Origin of the sequence: Microcoleus harperi Pol14_C6, from assembly GCF_036701295.1 — a bacterium.
Taxonomy (GTDB): Bacteria; Cyanobacteriota; Cyanobacteriia; order Cyanobacteriales; family Microcoleaceae; genus Microcoleus.
In genome coordinates this window covers 37799-53991 of the sequence record NZ_JAUBQN010000004.1, presented here as the reverse complement: position 1 = coordinate 53991, position 16193 = coordinate 37799, and the positions used below count along the sequence as shown (strand labels likewise).

Sequence of the window (16193 nt, the reverse complement as noted above, 5' to 3'; positions counted from 1 at the left end):
TGCAATAGTTAGCTTAATCAAAACTCATATCCTCACTCATCCGCATGGCGAGTCCGGATATGAGTTTTGGGGCGGCGAGGAATTCCACCCCTGAACAATACTTGATTTTAATCAGATCAGTGATAGGTGGGCGACGCATCGCCAAGCATCTTCGGAAATAAAGCGAGTAACAAGGTATAAGATATTAGGCTGCTCTGGATCGCGATCTTGGATATAGCGGTTTTCAACTTTCGTGAGGTACTTGGCAGTTAATTACCAATTCCCCACTTCTTCCATTCTTTAATCTAAAATTTAAATCTGTACCTCATTAACTTGAGAATTGCTATACACATCTAGACAGGCCTTTGAGCAAACGTACTTCACATCTGCCCACCCCTTTCTAAACGGGGAGATGTCACCTTCAATCCTTGGGCAAAATTGGGAATTGCAAATTGGAAATGAGGAATTGGGAAGATTTTTTCTCCATCTCTTTAATCCCCAGTTTAGTCTATTACTTTTCTCATTTAAACTAAGGATGTGAGATTTAAAGCAGCTTTGTTAAGTGTTTGAGTGCCGATTCGACTTTGGGTAATACCGCTGGCTGTTTCCGTTGCTCCTTTACTCAGAACATTCATCGCATCTACCACTTGCTCAATAGCGATCGCCTGCTGTTTGGTATTCAGATAAATTTGCTGACTGCTCACAACTACACTGTTAATAGCATTAGCAACATTGTTAAAATTATCCGCCGTACCTTCAGTCAATTTTAGGCTATTATCTAAAGTTTTCTTGCCCTCATCTGTTACCATCACTGTTTTATTAATGGAATTCTTAATACCGTTTATTAAATCATTAATCTGATCCGACGATTTTTTGCTTTGATCGGCCAGTCTGCGAATTTCCGTCGCTACCACCCCAAACCCTTTTCCTTGTTCTCCGCTGCGTACTGCTTCCACTGTAGCGTTAATTGCCAGCATATTAGTTTGATTAGCCAAATCGCTGACTAAATTGGTAATATTAGCAATCTGATTGGTTTGCTGGCTCAAATGTAAAACTTGATCGGCGATCGCTCCGACTTTTTCAGTCAAACTCAACATTCCCTGCTGGGTTTTATGCACTACTTTACTGCCTTCTGCGGCCAAGTTTAAGACATTACTGGCATTCTCAAGAGCTGACTCGGCTTGCATAGCTGATTGCCTCGATGATGCGCCCAATTCATCCATGGTGGTAGTTGTTTGATTAACAGAAGCAGCTTGTTGTACAGCAATACGTTCCTGTTGCTCTATTGTCGCAGCGATCTCGGTAGAAGAACTGACAATCATATTAATAATACCTTTCAGGGCATTATCTAAAGGTTTGGCGATCGCTATGCTTAAAGCTATTCCTAAAATAATCGCTGTTAGCGGTCCAACTGTCATACCCAATAATACAGCTACTTGAGTATCACTACTATCATTTTGTGCGGTTTTATAAGCATCATCTGCTTGCTTTCGGTTGGATTCAATTACTGCTAAAATCGCTTGTTCTGCCTTTATATATTCAATGCGAATTACCTTAGATTGCTGACTGAGTTCATTCAAAAGGTTACTAGCTGTCTTGGCTCTTGCCATTTCGGGCGAATTACTTTTACCTTGATTAATTAGGTTTAGCTGCAAGCCCAAAGGATTCAAAATTCCCAATTTCTCAAATTCTTGATTAATTCGCAGGAGTTCTTGATCTTCCTGCTTCCACTTCTCCCAATACTTAAGCATTTGTTGATATAGTGCGTTTTCATCTGCGGTACGTGGAGTGGCTTCGTATGCTTTAAACCCATCTTGAATCTGCTGCCAAGCCTTGTCCATTCTGTTTAAGGCATCTTGCCTTTGTGCTTGACTGAGGGCAGAATTAATTAGCGCTCTCTCGGATGACTCAATTTGGGTTTGTCCCTCGTTAATTTTAAATAATCCTTCAATACTCGGTAAATTATTTTTACCTATAGTACCTATGTGTTGACTGAGATTAGATGTTGAGTTCCATCCTACCCAAGCAACTAAAAATACTAAAAGTCCCATAATCAGAAAGGCGCCGATCAGTCTGGTTTGTAAATTCATTTTTCTCAACATACTATTTCTGCTTCCTTCTACTACAGTTATCCTCGCTGTCATCCTCAACATATCTTGTATATTATAGCTTTTCTCCAGTAGATCAAGTACCTATTAAGATTTTAGCTTTGAGATTTTACCTTTTAAAATTAGTAATTAATTGAGCGGTAACTCGCGATCCTGAAAGTCGCTATCGATTTGGGGTGACGACGCAGTTACGGTAGCTTTTTGGTTGTCATCATGCTGAATTCATTTTTATAAACCCCTTTAGTCTACAGCTTAAAACCTGGCTTTACACAAACCAAGCCTGCCCACGCCAATTATAAAAAGTGGTAAGATTATAATTAAGTTTAGAGTTCAGAGATAAAGCCTTTGTGAGGCAGATTAGGTATCATATTGTTGACTCATTCATAACGGTAAAATATAAAATATAAGATAAATGAATTATAATTCGCTCAAGAGTCACAGCATCACCCTAAGTAGAGGAGACGCCCCCTCCACTCACAGCACGTTTGTTTGCCAAGCATTGAAAACATCATACATTACTAGCAATGAAAGCTGATTATCTTGATTTTAGACAAGAAATTATCGATGTTTATCATTACGGAAGCAATCTCACAAAAATTCATACCTAACTGTTTTTTGGGAGTTCTCAGTTTTGTCCAAAAAATTACTTAAACCGACTCCTAAAACCAAAACTATTGCTCAGCGAGCTAATTTATGCGATCGTGCAAAATTAAGGCAGAAAAACTGCTAATTTTAGCGATGAAGGCAAATAAAAAGAATTCAACTCTTGAATAACTTCATTCTTAACTATTTCCCAAAAAAGTTCAAGGGGTAAAAATCAAAGGAAGAAACCTGTGAAAATATTTTTCACAACCACTTTATATAACAATCAATAAAGTTATAATATAAGTGATTTGAAGACGTAAAAGGATACAATACATTTGAGGCTATTATGCTCCTAAAACCAACCACAAATAGGGAAAAATGCTTTGGTAGCGAGGGAGAATGGTCATAGAAATAGACAAAACAAGTAAAGAAAGTAATTAATAAAAACGGCGAAAGTAATATACTTGCCGCCCCCTTTGTCCGATTTATCACAAACCTGAGAATTGATGGTCAAAACTTAAATATATTTTCAGTTTTATCAACACAACAAATTATCAATAATTAGGAAAGGCGATAGAGTTTGCATTCCGTCAACTTTCTAAGGTCAACTTTCTAAGCAAGATATTTGGAACTGGTTTACACACTGCTGTTATTGTACTTTATCTATCTGAGAAAGACTATACGGGAATCGAAAGTGTCAGTGCAGACTTTCTAGCGGGCACTGAGAAATTAAGTCTAGCCAAGTGTGGAAATCCCGTAAGGGAAAAACGCGAAAAGCCAAACTGTGAAGTTTGGAAGCCCACGCCATAACTGTAATCAGTTTGGCGTTGGGAGGATGTTACTGCTTTTCCTTAGTCGATCGAGATTGACTGAGGCCCTGTGCTTTTACCGTTGGTGGGTTCGGCTGGGGGAGTAGTGTAGGAAGTTGAACCAGCTTGCTCGTCGATCCAGCTTTTAACGGGATCTTCGTGAAGGTTGAGTCGAAGCAGGCCAGAAAAAAATCCGCCAGTGAAGGCGATCGGCTGTTCGATCAATTCTTTCGCCATTGGGATGAGTTCGTCGAGGAACATTAAAGAGTCTCCTTGTGCTGCAGGGGTTCTACCTTAACTGTATCGTTTGTACTGCGATGCTGGCAGCGGGCAACAAAAAACCTTGTTGCCAGCGCTGAAGATGCCCGATCGGGCAATTTTTCGGCTAATGACTTACAATGCTAATCACATTGCTGCAAAAATTTTATGTGCCGTTTGCTTGGCTACCTCGGGGAGCCGATTTTACTCGATGCTATTTTGTACAAGCCGGAACATTCCCTAATTGTGCAGAGTTACGAGCCCCGCGAAATGACTTCTGGCGTACTAAATGCTGACGGTTTTGGTATTGGTTGGTATCACCCACACTTAGATACTGATCCGTTTACATATAAAAATGTACAGCCAATTTGGAGCGACATTAACCTTCCGAGTATCAGTCGATACGTTGAATCTGGATGCGCGATCGGATACGTTCGCAGTGCAACTTCAGGACAAGCTGTAGATTTGAGCAACTGTCAGCCGTTTCAGAACGATCGCCTGCTGTTCGTACACAACGGCTTCGTGAAGAATTTTCGGCAAACTCTTTACAGACCAATTCGCGATCGACTTAGCGATACCATTTATCAATCAATTAACGGCACTACAGATTCAGAGCATATCTTCGGTTTGTTTGTCAATGAATTGACAGCGGCCAATGTGACTCTAGAAGCTGCTTTGCAAAACACGCTGAAAACTGTGGCAGAGCTAGCAAACTTTCACCAAGTAGAATTTTCAGCTAATATCATTATCAGTGACGGACACCAGCTTGTTGCCTCTCGCTTTGCTTCCCAAAAAACCCCTCCTTCCCTCTATTGGCTGCGGGACGATTTAAATTTCCCGGATTCTGTCATCATTGCTTCTGAACCTTTATTTGCAGGCAATTGGCACGAGTGCCCAGTCCAGAGCATTATCAGTACCGGAGTAGAGCGTGATATCGAAATCTATCCAATCTTGTAGAGAGGCAATTTATCGCGATTTGCAGCAGTGTCGCCGCGGCACTTTCAAGCTATTTACAGACATCGACTACGATACTTTTTGCCGTCAAGCTCATCCTGATTTCAGTCCAGTTGGCTGGCACTTAGGTCACATTGCTTATACTGAGGATTTGTGGCTGTTGCAACGGTGTGCTGGCTTGGAACCTGTCTTTCCTCAGTATCACCAACTGTTTGCTGCTGATATTTTGCCGAAAAAACAACGGGTTTTTCTGCCGACGTTACCTGAAGTTGAATTATATCTGGACGCGGTTAGAAAAAAGGTGTTAGATTATTTGGAAGTAGCGCCGATCGACAAGCAAGAACGTCTCTGGCGGTTTATTATTCAGCACGAAAGCCAGCACTGCGAAACAGTTGCTTTCGTGTTGCAAATGCACAAGAAGAAGGAAGAAAAAAGAGGGAAGAAGGAAGAAGGAAGAGGGAAGAAGGAAGAAGGAAGAAGGAAGAAGGAAGAAGGAATATTAATGCCCAATGCCCAATTCCAGATGCCCCATGCCCCATGTCCAATTCCCAATTCAGCGATTGAAATTCCGGCCGGGGAATTTTACATGGGAAACCATGCTGCTGAGGCTTTGGATAACGAGCGATCGCGTCACCTGTGTTATTTAGAAGCATACTCGATCGATCGCTATCCCGTCACTTGCCGTCAATACCGAGATTTCATGGAATCCGGCGGCTATCAAAACCCTGATTGGTGGTCAGCGGACGGCTGGAAATGGCTGCAAGGCGAAGCCGTCTATCAACCGCTTTACTGGTCCGAAAATCCAGCTTTCAACAACCATCCAGTCTGCGGTGTCAGTTGGTACGAAGCCGAAGCTTATTGCAACTTTATCGGCAAGCGTTTGCCATCGGAAGCAGAATGGGAAAAAGCTGCGAGTTGGGATGCCACAAATCAAACATATCGCATCTATCCTTGGGGAGAAGAACCGCCAAACGGCAGCCTGTGCAATCACGGCAATAATATTGCCAATACCTCGCCAGTTGATGCCTTTCCCAAAGGAGCAAGTGCGATCGGCTGCTGCGATATGTTGGGCAATGTTTGGGAGTGGACTGCTTCAACCTTTGACGCCTATCCGGGATTTGAAAGTTATCCTTACAGGGGCTATTCTCAAGTTTATTTTGATGGAGAACACCGGGTTTTGAAAGGGGGGAGTTGGGCGACTTTTCCGCAAGCACTGCGATCGAGTTTTCGCAATTGGTACTATCCAGGAGTGCGGCAAATTCTGGCAGGCTTTCGCTGCGCTCGATGATTTTGTCAGTTATCAAACAAGTTTTTTCGGTGTTTCATCAGTGGAGGTTTGCTGTTTCTTCCAGTCGTCTGTTAGTAGCCCTGAGAATCCCCAGTCTTCTTCTGCAATTTCTTGGATGACGATATGCGTATGTTCTGGCTTTTTGCCAAGAATGCGTACCAGTGAGTCAGTCACTTCTTTGACAAGTTGAGCTTTCTGCTCTCTGGTAGCACCTTGCGTAATCTGAATGTTGACGTATGGCATTGTGATTTCTTGAATCTCAATAGTCAATACAAACTGACCGCTATTTTATCAGCCTTTGTAAGGCTTAGACTTACAATTGATAATTTATAATTTTCAATTTGAGGAGGGATCGCCATCCGGTGAGAAAATACAGAATCCAGAGCCGCATGAAAAATCTGACTTGAGCGCGATATTTGGCAACGCAACTGCGTGCTATACCGATATGTGCATCTAAAAATTACTTTATGAAATCCCCAAGACTGTCCGATACAACAAACTCAGCCTTAACGAAGGAAAACCGGCTGCACTTAGAGCGACTGGTGAGCGCTGCGGCACTGACACCGGCAGAAATCAATGCTGGCAGCGATGTAGTTAGCGGGTTGACTCAAACCCCCAAATCCCTGCCTCCAAAGTATTTCTACGACGATCGCGGCTCAAACCTGTTCGAGTTGATTTGCCAGTTGCCAGAATACTACCTGACACGGACTGAGACGGCGATTTTGCAGGGGTGCGCGGGGGCGATCGCCAATTTAACTGGCCCCTGCGAAATCGTCGAACTCGGCAGCGGCAGTTCCACCAAAACTCGGATTCTCCTCGATGCTTACAGTCAACTGGAGTATCCCCTGCATTATTTGCCGATCGACATCAGTCCTACTATCCTAGAAAGCAGCGCTTGTCAACTGTTGGCCGATTATCCGTCGCTCCAGATTCACGGACTTGTCAGCACTTACGAATTAGCCTTAGCTAAAATTGCACCGTCGCCGTTGCCAACCCGAATGATTTGCTTTCTCGGCAGTACCCTCGGCAATCTCAACGCTCAAGAATGCGATTTGTTCTTCTCGCAAATTGTCGGTGCATTGCAGCCGGGAGAGTATTTTTTGCTGGGAATTGACTTGGACAAATCTAAAGATATTTTAGAGCCTGCATACGATGACAGTCAAGGAGTAACGGCGGCATTTAACTTGAATATGCTGCGGCATTTAAATCGAAAATTTGAGGGAAATTTTGACTTAGTACAGTTCGATCATTGGGCTTTTTACAATCAAGAGGAATGTCAAATTGAAATGCACTTAAAAAGTAAAAAAACGCAAACAGTGCAGTTGCGTTCTCTCAATTTAACGGTTGAATTTGCAGCGGGAGAAACTATCCGCAGCGAAATATCGCGCAAGTTTAATCTCAATACTGTAAAAAAAGAACTTTCGCAGCGTGGTTTAATGCCTGTGCAGGTTTGGACAGATCCAAATCAGTGGTTTGGCTTGATGCTTTGTCAGATGTCAGTTGACAGTTGACAGTTGGCAGTTGACAGTTGGCAGTTGACAGTTGACAGTTGGCAGTTGACAGTTGACAGTTGACAGTTGCCAATTGTTATTTGTTTTGAATATCTCCCAATAATCAGTAACTACTGACTACTGACTGCTGACTAATAACGTTCGCGAGCGGGGAGAGCACTATGACTACTGACTACTGACTGCTGACTACTGACTAATTAACAAATTGGCCGCTGTCCGGGTTTGACGGCGTGAATGTACTCGCTGCCCGAGGTCGGCCATCCCCGCTTGTAATAAGCTTCCTCCGGCTTCCCCCAGCCCAACTGTAACAAAATTTCTAGAAAATCCAACTTTTCCCACTTCGAGAGACTGGCCCATTCTGTGCGCTGGGCTATAGCCTCTACATCAACCGGCTCGATAGATCGAAAATCCTTCCCGCTGTTAATGCTTAAATACAAATCCATCCCGGCAGTTACCTGCTGCCAGAATTCCAACATAGCAATCTTAGCTGCCTTCAGCGTGATCAAATCAACCGGTAGAGCTATTAATTCGTCATCTACTGCCGGATAGCGTAGAGTATTGCCTTTAACCGCGATTTCCCGCCAGACAATCCCAGAAACTTGATGTTCCCGCTGGTATTCGTGTACGGCAGCCTTAAAATTTTGATAAGCAGTGAACTTCTGAACTCCCTCAGATTTGAGAAAGCGGTCAATCACGGGGTTGCCTGTAGCAGGAGTTTCAGTCAAATTGAGGCGCCGCCCATGCAAGCAGGCTTGGCGCTCTTCTTCGAGGATTTTAATGAGTTCCGCCGTGCTGTAGACCTTGGACATCTTTATTGAGGCAAAATCAAGATATTGGCTGATATTCGGCTGGTTTTCTCGACTAATCTTCGGTAAAGATAGTTTTGCTGTTCTAGGCAATATTCAGTTTTGCCGTTATTCTAACTTTTCTTACTGCTTAATTCTAGTTTGATAGTTTACAGGAGTCGAACCGCGAAATCCCGACTGCCTCTTAAAAAAAGCAGTTAAGAGGGTATCGAATCACGCACTAGAGTGGGAACTGCACCGCAGATGTACCTCGCGGGATTTTTCGCCAAAAACAAAGCCCCCTCCAACGAGGGGGCAAAACTGATTTAGAGGTTTGGGAGTTTTATTTGATGGGTCGATCGAACAACTGGAAAAAAAAGCAGCATTCGCACCTGCAGTCAACTACCAAAACTCAAATTTTCAGTGTCAAAGCTTAGTAGCGTCGTGAAGAGCGATCGTTGTCGCCCCAGCCACCGCCGCCGCCCGAGGAGCGTCTGTTGTTGTTGTTTTCGCGAGGTTTGGCTTTGTTGACTTTCAAGTCGCGGCCCATCCACTCAGCACCGTCTAGAGCTGCGATGGCTGCTGCTTCTTCTGCCTCGCTTGCCATTTCCACAAAAGCAAAACCCCGCATCCTGCCTGTTTCCCGGTCCACTGGCACTTGGACGCGGCTTACAGTACCGTACTCGGCAAATACTTCGTTGAGGTCCTCTGATGTTACCTCATATGAAAGATTACCCACGTAAATCGACATAAAATCTCCAGAATCATTAGGGTGCAGAGACTTAGATTCGGAGAGACGCTTGTAAATAAATACCAACAAACTACGCAACCGAATTTAATTCTTGGAAAACCACTATAACATGAAGCCAGCAGAATCAGCAATTGGCTGGCATAATTTTCAATTTAGGGTGCCGTCGGGCAATCGCCAACAGAAAGTATTCGTGATAACTGACATCTTACACTGTTGGCGTCATCTGCTTGGTTTGTTGCTGCGCGATCGACCTGATATCTGAGATTTTTCGTCGCTGTTACCAGGTTGATTGGGTCTGATTGAGAACAGTGCCTGAGATTCACTTATCACTAACATCACGCACTGTTATCCCTGGACAAGCCTCCTGCCCGTTCCACCAGAGATAAATGTTTTTAGCCCAGGATTAATCTTCCGAGTCAATCTCCCCTCTCTCATCGCATCCGATTTAGCACCAGAGAATAACGGTTCCCAAATAATTATCAAAAGAGTTATTAGCCATATCTACGCGCATTTTATAAATATATAGCAATCCTCGCATCATTTGTTAATTTCTTACTCCCTCCCCGAACTCGCTCTGAGGGTTGGGGTGGGGTAAAAATTTTACAACTCCTGCAAGTATTGCTATATATGTATAATTATTTCTATAATATTTCCCTTTTATTCATTTTTTAAGGCTTTATGTAGTTTCTCTATTTGCTCTTTCTCTAAGATGATTCTATGGTGTCCTTTTTACACTAATTACATGAAGTTTGTTTTCGTTTATACCGTATTTAAATGCCTAAAAGCTTATGTCCTGGGAAAGATGCGAGCGCACTCCTGCATCCCTAGCATTGTAAAAGTTGAAAGCCCACAGTCCACAAAGATTGTCTGGTACAGAGAAAAGCAAGTCTAGACAAACGAGCGTGAAGCAGTAACAGAGGATTTTAAATGGTTATAAACAGTTCGTTGACCCGGCCCTGGGCTGTCGTGACGGGTGCCTCTAACGGTATCGGTTACGAACTCGCCAAACAGTTCGCTCAAAACGGATTCGATCTCCTAGTCACCGCCACCGGAGCGAGCATCAATGAAGCGGCTCAAGCCTTTGAGGGGCTCGGTGCCAAAGTCGAGACAGTGCAGGCAGACCTCGCTACCTACGACGGTGTTGAGACGCTCTACAACCATATAAAAGCGACTAATCGGCCAGTGGATGCGATCGCAATTAATGCCGGTGTCGGCGTCGGCGGCGACTTTGCCCGCGAGACAGACTTGAAGGACGAACTAAATCTGATTAACCTCAACGTTGTCTCGTCTGTGCATTTGGCTAAACGGGTAGTTAAGGATATGGTCGATCGAGGCCAGGGACGGATTCTATTCACTTCCTCCATTGCCGCCCTAATGCCCGGCCCGTTCGAGGCAGTCTACGCGGCATCCAAAGCATTTATACACTCCTTCTCAGAAGGGCTGCGTAACGAGTTAAAGGACACAGGCGTCACCGTTACCGCGCTGATGCCAGGGCCGACGGATACCAACTTCTTCCATCGGGCGGGAATGGACGACACGAAGGCGGGCGCAGACAAGAAAGACGACCCGGCCGAAGTTGCCAAGCAAGGCTTCGAGGCGCTGATGGCGGGTAAGGACGACATTATCGCCGGTTCACTTAAGACAAAGATTCTAGCCAGCGCGAGCAAGGTTTTGCCTGATACCGTTAATGCCGAAATGCACCGCCAGCTTACTGAACCGGGATCTGCTAACAAATAATTCGCGCCCGTCTTACTATTCTTATGTGCAGATTTAAAGGAAGTAAACATCGCAGATAATGGCAAGATTGCAGCCGATAAAAGCGTGTTTACTTCTCCCTGTATTGGCGATTTAGCACAGTTTTCTCAGGAGTTCATCGATGGCATCATGTAGCATCGGCCTTGGATGCGAACTGAGGAATAAATGGTTCCCGCCTAAGTAATTTAGTGCAGCACATTTATGCAAATTCATCATCTCAATTGTGGCTGTATGTGTCCCATTGGTGGGGCGCTTTTCGATGGCTTCAGTCGGGGTTTGACGGCTAACCTCGTCTGCCACTGTCTGCTCGTTGAAACGAATCAGGGACTTGTTCTGATCGATACCGGTTTCGGATTGCGCGATATCGAGTCGCCTTACTCCCGGCTCAGCCCGTTTTTCGTTCATTTTAATAATATCCAGTTCGATCGCAAGTACACGGCAATCCATCAAATTGAACAGCTCGGATTTTCACCAAGCGATGTGCGCCATATTGTACTCACCCACCTCGATTTCGATCATGCCGGTGGTATCGAGGATTTCCCGGAAGCCACGGTACACGTCATGCAGGCTGAAATCGATGCCGCACAGGATCGGCACGGTTTCATCACAAAAAGGCGTTATCGTCCGGGGCAGTGGGATGAAGTCAAACGCTGGAAATACTATTCGGCGGGTGGCGAACCTTGGTTCGGTTTTGAAGCTGTCCGCGACCTCGACGGATTGCCGCCGGAAATTTTGCTAATCCCGTTGGTGGGGCACACGCGCGGTCATGCGGGTATTGCCATTGATACAACCGATGGCTGGCTCCTGCACGCAGGCGATGCCTATTTCTACCGACAGGAGATGGATGCCGCTAACCGACGCTGCACGCCCGGTCTGCGGGCCTACCAATGGATGATGGAGGTCGATCGCAAGGCTCGGTTGCTCAATCAAGGCCGGCTGCACGCATTATCGGTGCAGCATAGTAAAGATGTGCGCCTGTTTTGCAGTCACGATGCTATTGAGTTAAAAGCCTTCGCTGGCGGGTCTAGGAACTCTTAAAACTAGAAATTTCATCATTATTTTTTTGGTAACAGATTCTGATGGTTCGATCGACCATCGGCGTATCCAAGGCTTTTTTGTCCGCGACACTCGTCCGCTCTTTTTCTACAACATCTCATAGCAAGGGCATCAGTATAAAGAAGGTTGAGGGCTGACAATTTAGATGCGGAAAGCTAGTTCAAAGTCGAAGGGTGGGAGGGGAACAAGCTCAAATTTTCAGTACACGATCGCAAATGGTGATGCAAGGATTTTGTGCTATTTTACCTGTTTATCTTGCACTATTCCACATTTTTTAGCTCACACAATCCATACAGTGTTTACTTGGAAAACTAATTCAGCAAGCCCTAATTATGCTCAGGATATTCAGGCGGATATAGCAATACTAATGGTTTGGGGAATTAGATTTTTTTATTAACCGCAGAGAACGCAGAGGAAGAGAGAAGAGGGAAGTTTTTGTAGTTTTAAGTTAAATAGTTCCCGCTTTACCCCAGCCCGGTATTACGAGGAACAAAGCAATTCCAAAACTCAAAACTATTCGTCAATTTCCCCTTACCACTTTCCTGACATCGCGTCCTTGAGTCTCAATTCTTCTCGACTGACTAGAGCTTCGTAGTAATCGGGTTTGATTTCGAGGGCGACTCCGTAAGAGCTAATGGCATCTTGAGTTCGCTGCAATTTTTGCAAAACGTCGCCCCGCTGCGCCCAAGCTTCCCAGTTGTCTGGCTTGAGTTGAATCACTTGGTCAAAAGCGACGAGTGCTTGGGAATAATTCTGCATTTCCCCTAGGATCAAACCTCGCTGTACCCAGCCTTGATAGTTGTCGGGCCAGACAGTAATTGCTCGATCGTATGATGCTAGAGCTTGTTCGTACTGCTGCAATTTTGACAAAGCGTTGCCGCGTTGCAACCAAGCTTCAAAATTGTCTGGCACGATTTTTAGTACGCGGTTGTAAGCTGCGACGGCTTCTTCGTAACGCTGCAATTTTTCCAGCGCTGCGCCTTGCTGCAACCCTACTTTTGATGTAATTTCTGCTTCTGAAGTCAGAGAGATTACTTTATCAAAACAGGCGATCGCTTCTTCGTATTGCTGTAATTTTTCCAGAGCTTCGCCTCGCAAGTTCCAAGCTTCTAGAAAATTACCTTCAATTTGTAGGGCATTGCTGTAAGCGATAATTGCCTCTTTGTAGCGTTCCAATCCTGCCAGGGCGATGCCTCTACCCAGCCAAGCTTCGGGAAAATTCGGATTAATTTGAACGGCTTGGTCAAAAGCTGCGATCGCCCCTTCAAAATCTCTCGATTCTGACAGTGTTTGACCGCGCCCGATCCATGCTTCGGGATAAAAAGAATTAATTTGAATTGCCCGATCGAAACAAGCAATTGCCGCGTCTGCCCACTGGTGTTTGAGGGCCATTCCTTTATAAAACCAAGCTTCGCAGTCGTTGGGCTGCATTTGCAGTAGGCGATCGTAAGCTGTCACCGCTTCTGCATATTTGTGCAATTTTGCGGAAGCAATGCCCCGATTGAACCAAGCCAGACTATTTTGCGGTTGCAGTTGAATGGCGCGATCGTAAGAAGTTACAGCTTCAGCGTAGCGTTCGGCTTTCATCAAAGCCAAACCTCGGTTCAGCCAAGCTTCCCAATTAGTCGGGACGAGTTTCAAGGCGCGCTCGAAAGCCGCCACGGCTTCAGGGTAGCGCTCCGCTTGAACCAACACGTTGCCTTGCCGATACCACATTGCGGGCAAATTTGGATGAAGTTGGGTTGCTTTTTTGTAACAGCTTGCGGCTGCATCCCACTGCTGCAATTCCTCTAAAACTCGGCCTCGCTGATACCAAGCTTCGTGCTTTTCTGAATTGATTTGAATTGCGGTGTCGAAAGCCGCGATCGCTTCTGAGTGATTTTGCAAACTTAACAGCCCTGTGCCGCGCAGCATCCAAGCCCAGTATTCTTCGGGATTAATTGCTGTAGCTCGATCGGCGCAGGCTACGGTTTCTGCGTAGGAATGCAGTTGCTTGTAAGCTTTGCCCAGATTCAGCCAGGCACGGGCCCAGTCCGGCTTAATTTGAACGGCTTTTCCGTAGCAAAGAACTGCCGCTTCGTACCTTCCTGCGGCGTACAATCTATTGCCCCGATCGTAATCGGGAAACGCTGCAAAAATTCTTAAAATCGGCGGCAGCAGCGCTGGCTGGGGGTTTGAGGAGTTTTCTGTAGCCGAAGTCGAGAGGTCTGGCATACGCCTTTCACATAAAAATTTAGTGGGATAACAAGCTTGCGGTCTTATATATTAACTTATGCTTTTCTTAATATCGCTGCTGTTTTGAAACAAATTTAGCATATCAGGCTTGGTGCGACAAATCCTTTTTACTTAATTCGAGTAGGTATAAAATTATGCACCCTTCTCACTTTTGGTACACCCCTATAAGATACGGTCAGTCGATTTTCGATTTTCGATTGACCGAAAGCATCGAGGACACAAGCACATATGCCCTAATTCAGGTTTAATACCAAATTTAAGATGCTAGAGTTGCACACGCTTTTAGATTTCACTGACTGCGATTGGGAGTTGATCGACTCCCACCCCAATTATTGGTACGAAGGCCGTTGTCCTCAAAGTGGCGAGCTGCTGAGACTGCCCCGCACTCCAATGTCCGAGGATCTCGCCCGGGGTTTGATGCGGTACCTTGCGGCTGACGATTCCTACGCTCGCGAGGGCAAGATGTACGGCATATTACTGGTGGAGATGCCTTCGGGGGAACAGGGGATACTCAAAGCATTTTCCGGGCTGCTGAACGGTTGCAGCATTGTTGAGGGCTGGGTGCCACCGATTCCCGGACGAGATCGAGTTGCTTTTGAGGAAGCCCGCACGTTAACTCAATTGGAGGCGATGAAACAAGAACTTATTGCACTGAATCAACTCCCGCAGCGACAAGAGTATGAAGCCTTATGTCGGGAGTTTGAAGTGCAAATGCAAGTTTTGAGCGATCGGCACCGCAATTGCAAGCTGCAGCGAGACGAAAAACGCCAGTTACTGTGTCAAACTCTCGCAGCAGAAACACTAGAAATTGCCCTGGAACAACTGAATCAAGAAAGCCGTTTAGAGAAAATTGAACGCAGGCAATTAAAACGGCAGCGGGATGAAACATTGCAGCCGCTAAAACAATTAATTGAAGCTGCAGATGGGCGGATGCGGGCGCTGAAACAGCGGCGAAAAGAACTTTCCCGCGAACTTCAGACGCAAATGCACGCAGCTTACACTCTGGTGAATTTTTTGGGAAAATCGATCTCGCTCTCCTCATTAATGCCAACTAATTCTATTCCGACTGGCACCGGCGACTGTTGCGCGCCAAAATTGCTCCACTACGCGGCAGTACACAATCTGAAACCGCTGGCAATGGCTGAGTTTTGGTGGGGGCCGCCATCGGGGGATAAGATTCAGGGAGAATTTTATGGCGCTTGTGGCGATCGGTGTCAGCCGTTGATGGGTTTTTTGCTGTCAGGATTGGCTCACAATCCGATTGTTTCTAATATAAATGAGGGTTTTACGGGCGGGCTAGAAGCCCAGCGCACAAGGAATAATTTTTCTTGTGGAACGGGCATCTTGCCCGTTACGGAAATGCTACCGATTATTTATGAAGACAAATGGTTTATTGCGGTCAATAAACCCTCTGGCTTGCTGTCAGTTCCCGGTCGTTATTTAGAAAATCAAGATAGTGTTTTTAGTCGCTTGCGTAACTTGTTACCGGATAGTTTTAATTTGACAGTTGTGCATCGTTTAGATGGGGAAACATCTGGGATTTTGCTATTTGCGCGGGACAAAGAAACTAGCAGTCAACTCAGGCAGAAATTTGAAACAAAGCAGGTTCACAAAGTTTATGAAGCGGTGCTTTCGGGTACTGTAAAAATTGAGTCGGGGACGATCGAACTCCCACTTTGGGGCGATCCAGAAAATCGCCCTTACCAGCAAGTCAATTGGGAGTGCGGAAAGCCCAGCGTTACTCGCTTTCAGGTAATGGCGAGGGAGGGAAATTGCGATCGCGTCGAGTTTTTGCCGCTGACGGGACGCACGCATCAATTGAGGGTTCATGCAGCGGATGTTCGAGGGTTAGGGATACCGATTTTGGGCGATCGGCTTTACGGATGTCGGGCTGCTGCGAAGCGGCTACACTTGCACGCGCGGGAACTTTCATTTGAGCATCCGCAGTTGGGAGAAAGGCTATACCTAAAGGCAGAAACACCATTTTGAGCTAAGAGCGATCGCGCAACGAAGGATAGTTAAGCAGTAGGAATTACAGATAGAGGCAGCAAATATTTATTGTTGAGTAATCTGAGCAACAAATGGGGTAACTTAAACTTAAGTTGTCACCCATGAGTAG

General features: G+C 45.4%; 14 protein-coding genes. 8 read left to right on the top strand and 6 right to left on the bottom strand.

The window, feature by feature from the left end:
- Positions 1-503: 503 nt before the first annotated feature.
- Both QUA27_RS04855 and QUA27_RS04850 read right to left on the bottom strand, forming a co-directional pair.
- Positions 504-2069, bottom strand: coding sequence for a HAMP domain-containing methyl-accepting chemotaxis protein (locus QUA27_RS04855; protein ID WP_333066709.1), 1566 nt, complete (start codon positions 2067-2069; stop codon positions 504-506).
- 1454 nt (positions 2070-3523) lie between these two features.
- Positions 3524-3742, bottom strand: a complete 219-nt coding sequence (locus tag QUA27_RS04850; RefSeq protein WP_333066707.1) for a ssl0294 family protein — start codon at positions 3740-3742, stop codon at positions 3524-3526.
- A gap of 165 nt (positions 3743-3907) precedes the next feature.
- Between QUA27_RS04850 and egtC the strand changes: the two genes are divergently transcribed.
- Positions 3908-4696 (top strand): ergothioneine biosynthesis protein EgtC, encoded by a 789-nt coding sequence (gene egtC / locus QUA27_RS04845; RefSeq protein WP_333066705.1) that lies wholly within the window; start codon positions 3908-3910, stop codon positions 4694-4696.
- The gene (egtB, locus tag QUA27_RS04840; RefSeq protein ID WP_333066703.1) at positions 4668-5981 is read left to right on the top strand and encodes an ergothioneine biosynthesis protein EgtB; all 1314 of its coding nucleotides are present in this window, start codon (positions 4668-4670) and stop codon (positions 5979-5981) included. The genes egtC and egtB overlap by 29 nt, the downstream gene beginning before the upstream one ends.
- Positions 5982-5993: 12 nt before the next feature.
- On the opposite strand, the gene QUA27_RS04835 is transcribed toward egtB, so the two are convergent.
- Positions 5994-6224, bottom strand: coding sequence for a tautomerase family protein (locus tag QUA27_RS04835; RefSeq protein ID WP_332949223.1), 231 nt, complete (start codon positions 6222-6224; stop codon positions 5994-5996).
- Positions 6225-6448: 224 nt separating this feature from the next.
- On the opposite strand from QUA27_RS04835, the gene egtD reads away from it, so the two are divergent.
- On the top strand, positions 6449-7492 hold the full coding sequence (gene egtD, locus QUA27_RS04830; RefSeq protein ID WP_333066701.1) for an L-histidine N(alpha)-methyltransferase: 1044 nt from the start codon (positions 6449-6451) through the stop codon (positions 7490-7492).
- 197 nt (positions 7493-7689) lie between these two features.
- On the opposite strand, the gene QUA27_RS04825 is transcribed toward egtD, so the two are convergent.
- Positions 7690-8301 carry a hypothetical protein gene (locus tag QUA27_RS04825; protein ID WP_333066699.1) on the bottom strand — a complete coding sequence of 204 codons (612 nt, stop codon included), beginning with the start codon at positions 8299-8301 and terminating at the stop codon, positions 7690-7692.
- A gap of 409 nt (positions 8302-8710) precedes the next feature.
- On the bottom strand, positions 8711-9028 hold the full coding sequence (rbp, locus tag QUA27_RS04820; RefSeq protein WP_333066697.1) for an RNA-binding regulator: 318 nt from the start codon (positions 9026-9028) through the stop codon (positions 8711-8713).
- A 109-nt stretch (positions 9029-9137) separates the two neighbouring features.
- Between rbp and QUA27_RS04815 the strand changes: the two genes are divergently transcribed.
- From QUA27_RS04815 to QUA27_RS27305, 4 genes are all read left to right on the top strand, one after another.
- Positions 9138-9290 carry a hypothetical protein gene (locus QUA27_RS04815; RefSeq protein ID WP_333066696.1) on the top strand — a complete coding sequence of 51 codons (153 nt, stop codon included), beginning with the start codon at positions 9138-9140 and terminating at the stop codon, positions 9288-9290.
- Positions 9291-9955: 665 nt separating this feature from the next.
- Complete coding sequence (locus QUA27_RS04810) at positions 9956-10765, top strand: SDR family NAD(P)-dependent oxidoreductase (RefSeq protein ID WP_333066695.1); 810 nt, start codon at positions 9956-9958, stop codon at positions 10763-10765.
- Positions 10766-10984: 219 nt separating this feature from the next.
- Positions 10985-11821: an MBL fold metallo-hydrolase gene (locus QUA27_RS04805; RefSeq protein WP_333066693.1), complete on the top strand. Its 837-nt coding sequence runs from the start codon at positions 10985-10987 to the stop codon at positions 11819-11821.
- A 25-nt stretch (positions 11822-11846) separates the two neighbouring features.
- Entirely contained in the window at positions 11847-11942 is a 96-nt protein-coding gene (locus QUA27_RS27305) for a glycogen debranching N-terminal domain-containing protein (protein ID WP_445251473.1), read from the top strand.
- Positions 11943-12370: 428 nt separating this feature from the next.
- Here QUA27_RS27305 and QUA27_RS04800 read toward each other — a convergent pair whose 3' ends face one another.
- Positions 12371-14053: a tetratricopeptide repeat protein gene (locus QUA27_RS04800; protein WP_333066691.1), complete on the bottom strand. Its 1683-nt coding sequence runs from the start codon at positions 14051-14053 to the stop codon at positions 12371-12373.
- Between the two features lie 282 nt (positions 14054-14335).
- Here QUA27_RS04800 and QUA27_RS04795 point away from each other — a divergent pair, with 282 nt between their 5' ends.
- Complete coding sequence (locus QUA27_RS04795; RefSeq protein WP_333066690.1) at positions 14336-16063, top strand: RluA family pseudouridine synthase; 1728 nt, start codon at positions 14336-14338, stop codon at positions 16061-16063.
- The last annotated feature ends 130 nt before the right edge of the window (positions 16064-16193 follow it).

Bases quoted from the DNA above. Each gene is read 5' to 3' on its own strand.
- QUA27_RS04855 (WP_333066709.1), bottom strand. From the start codon at position 2,069: ATGAATTTACAAACCAGACTGATCGGCGCCTTTCTGATTATGGGACTT.
- QUA27_RS04850 (WP_333066707.1), bottom strand. From the start codon at position 3,742: ATGTTCCTCGACGAACTCATCCCAATGGCGAAAGAATTGATCGAACAG.
- egtC (WP_333066705.1), top strand. From the start codon at position 3,908: ATGTGCCGTTTGCTTGGCTACCTCGGGGAGCCGATTTTACTCGATGCT.
- QUA27_RS04835 (WP_332949223.1), bottom strand. From the start codon at position 6,224: ATGCCATACGTCAACATTCAGATTACGCAAGGTGCTACCAGAGAGCAG.
- egtD (WP_333066701.1), top strand. From the start codon at position 6,449: ATGAAATCCCCAAGACTGTCCGATACAACAAACTCAGCCTTAACGAAG.
- QUA27_RS04825 (WP_333066699.1), bottom strand. From the start codon at position 8,301: ATGTCCAAGGTCTACAGCACGGCGGAACTCATTAAAATCCTCGAAGAA.
- rbp (WP_333066697.1), bottom strand. From the start codon at position 9,028: ATGTCGATTTACGTGGGTAATCTTTCATATGAGGTAACATCAGAGGAC.
- QUA27_RS04815 (WP_333066696.1), top strand. From the start codon at position 9,138: ATGAAGCCAGCAGAATCAGCAATTGGCTGGCATAATTTTCAATTTAGG.
- QUA27_RS04810 (WP_333066695.1), top strand. From the start codon at position 9,956: ATGGTTATAAACAGTTCGTTGACCCGGCCCTGGGCTGTCGTGACGGGT.
- QUA27_RS04805 (WP_333066693.1), top strand. From the start codon at position 10,985: ATGCAAATTCATCATCTCAATTGTGGCTGTATGTGTCCCATTGGTGGG.
- QUA27_RS04800 (WP_333066691.1), bottom strand. From the start codon at position 14,053: ATGCCAGACCTCTCGACTTCGGCTACAGAAAACTCCTCAAACCCCCAG.
- QUA27_RS04795 (WP_333066690.1), top strand. From the start codon at position 14,336: ATGCTAGAGTTGCACACGCTTTTAGATTTCACTGACTGCGATTGGGAG.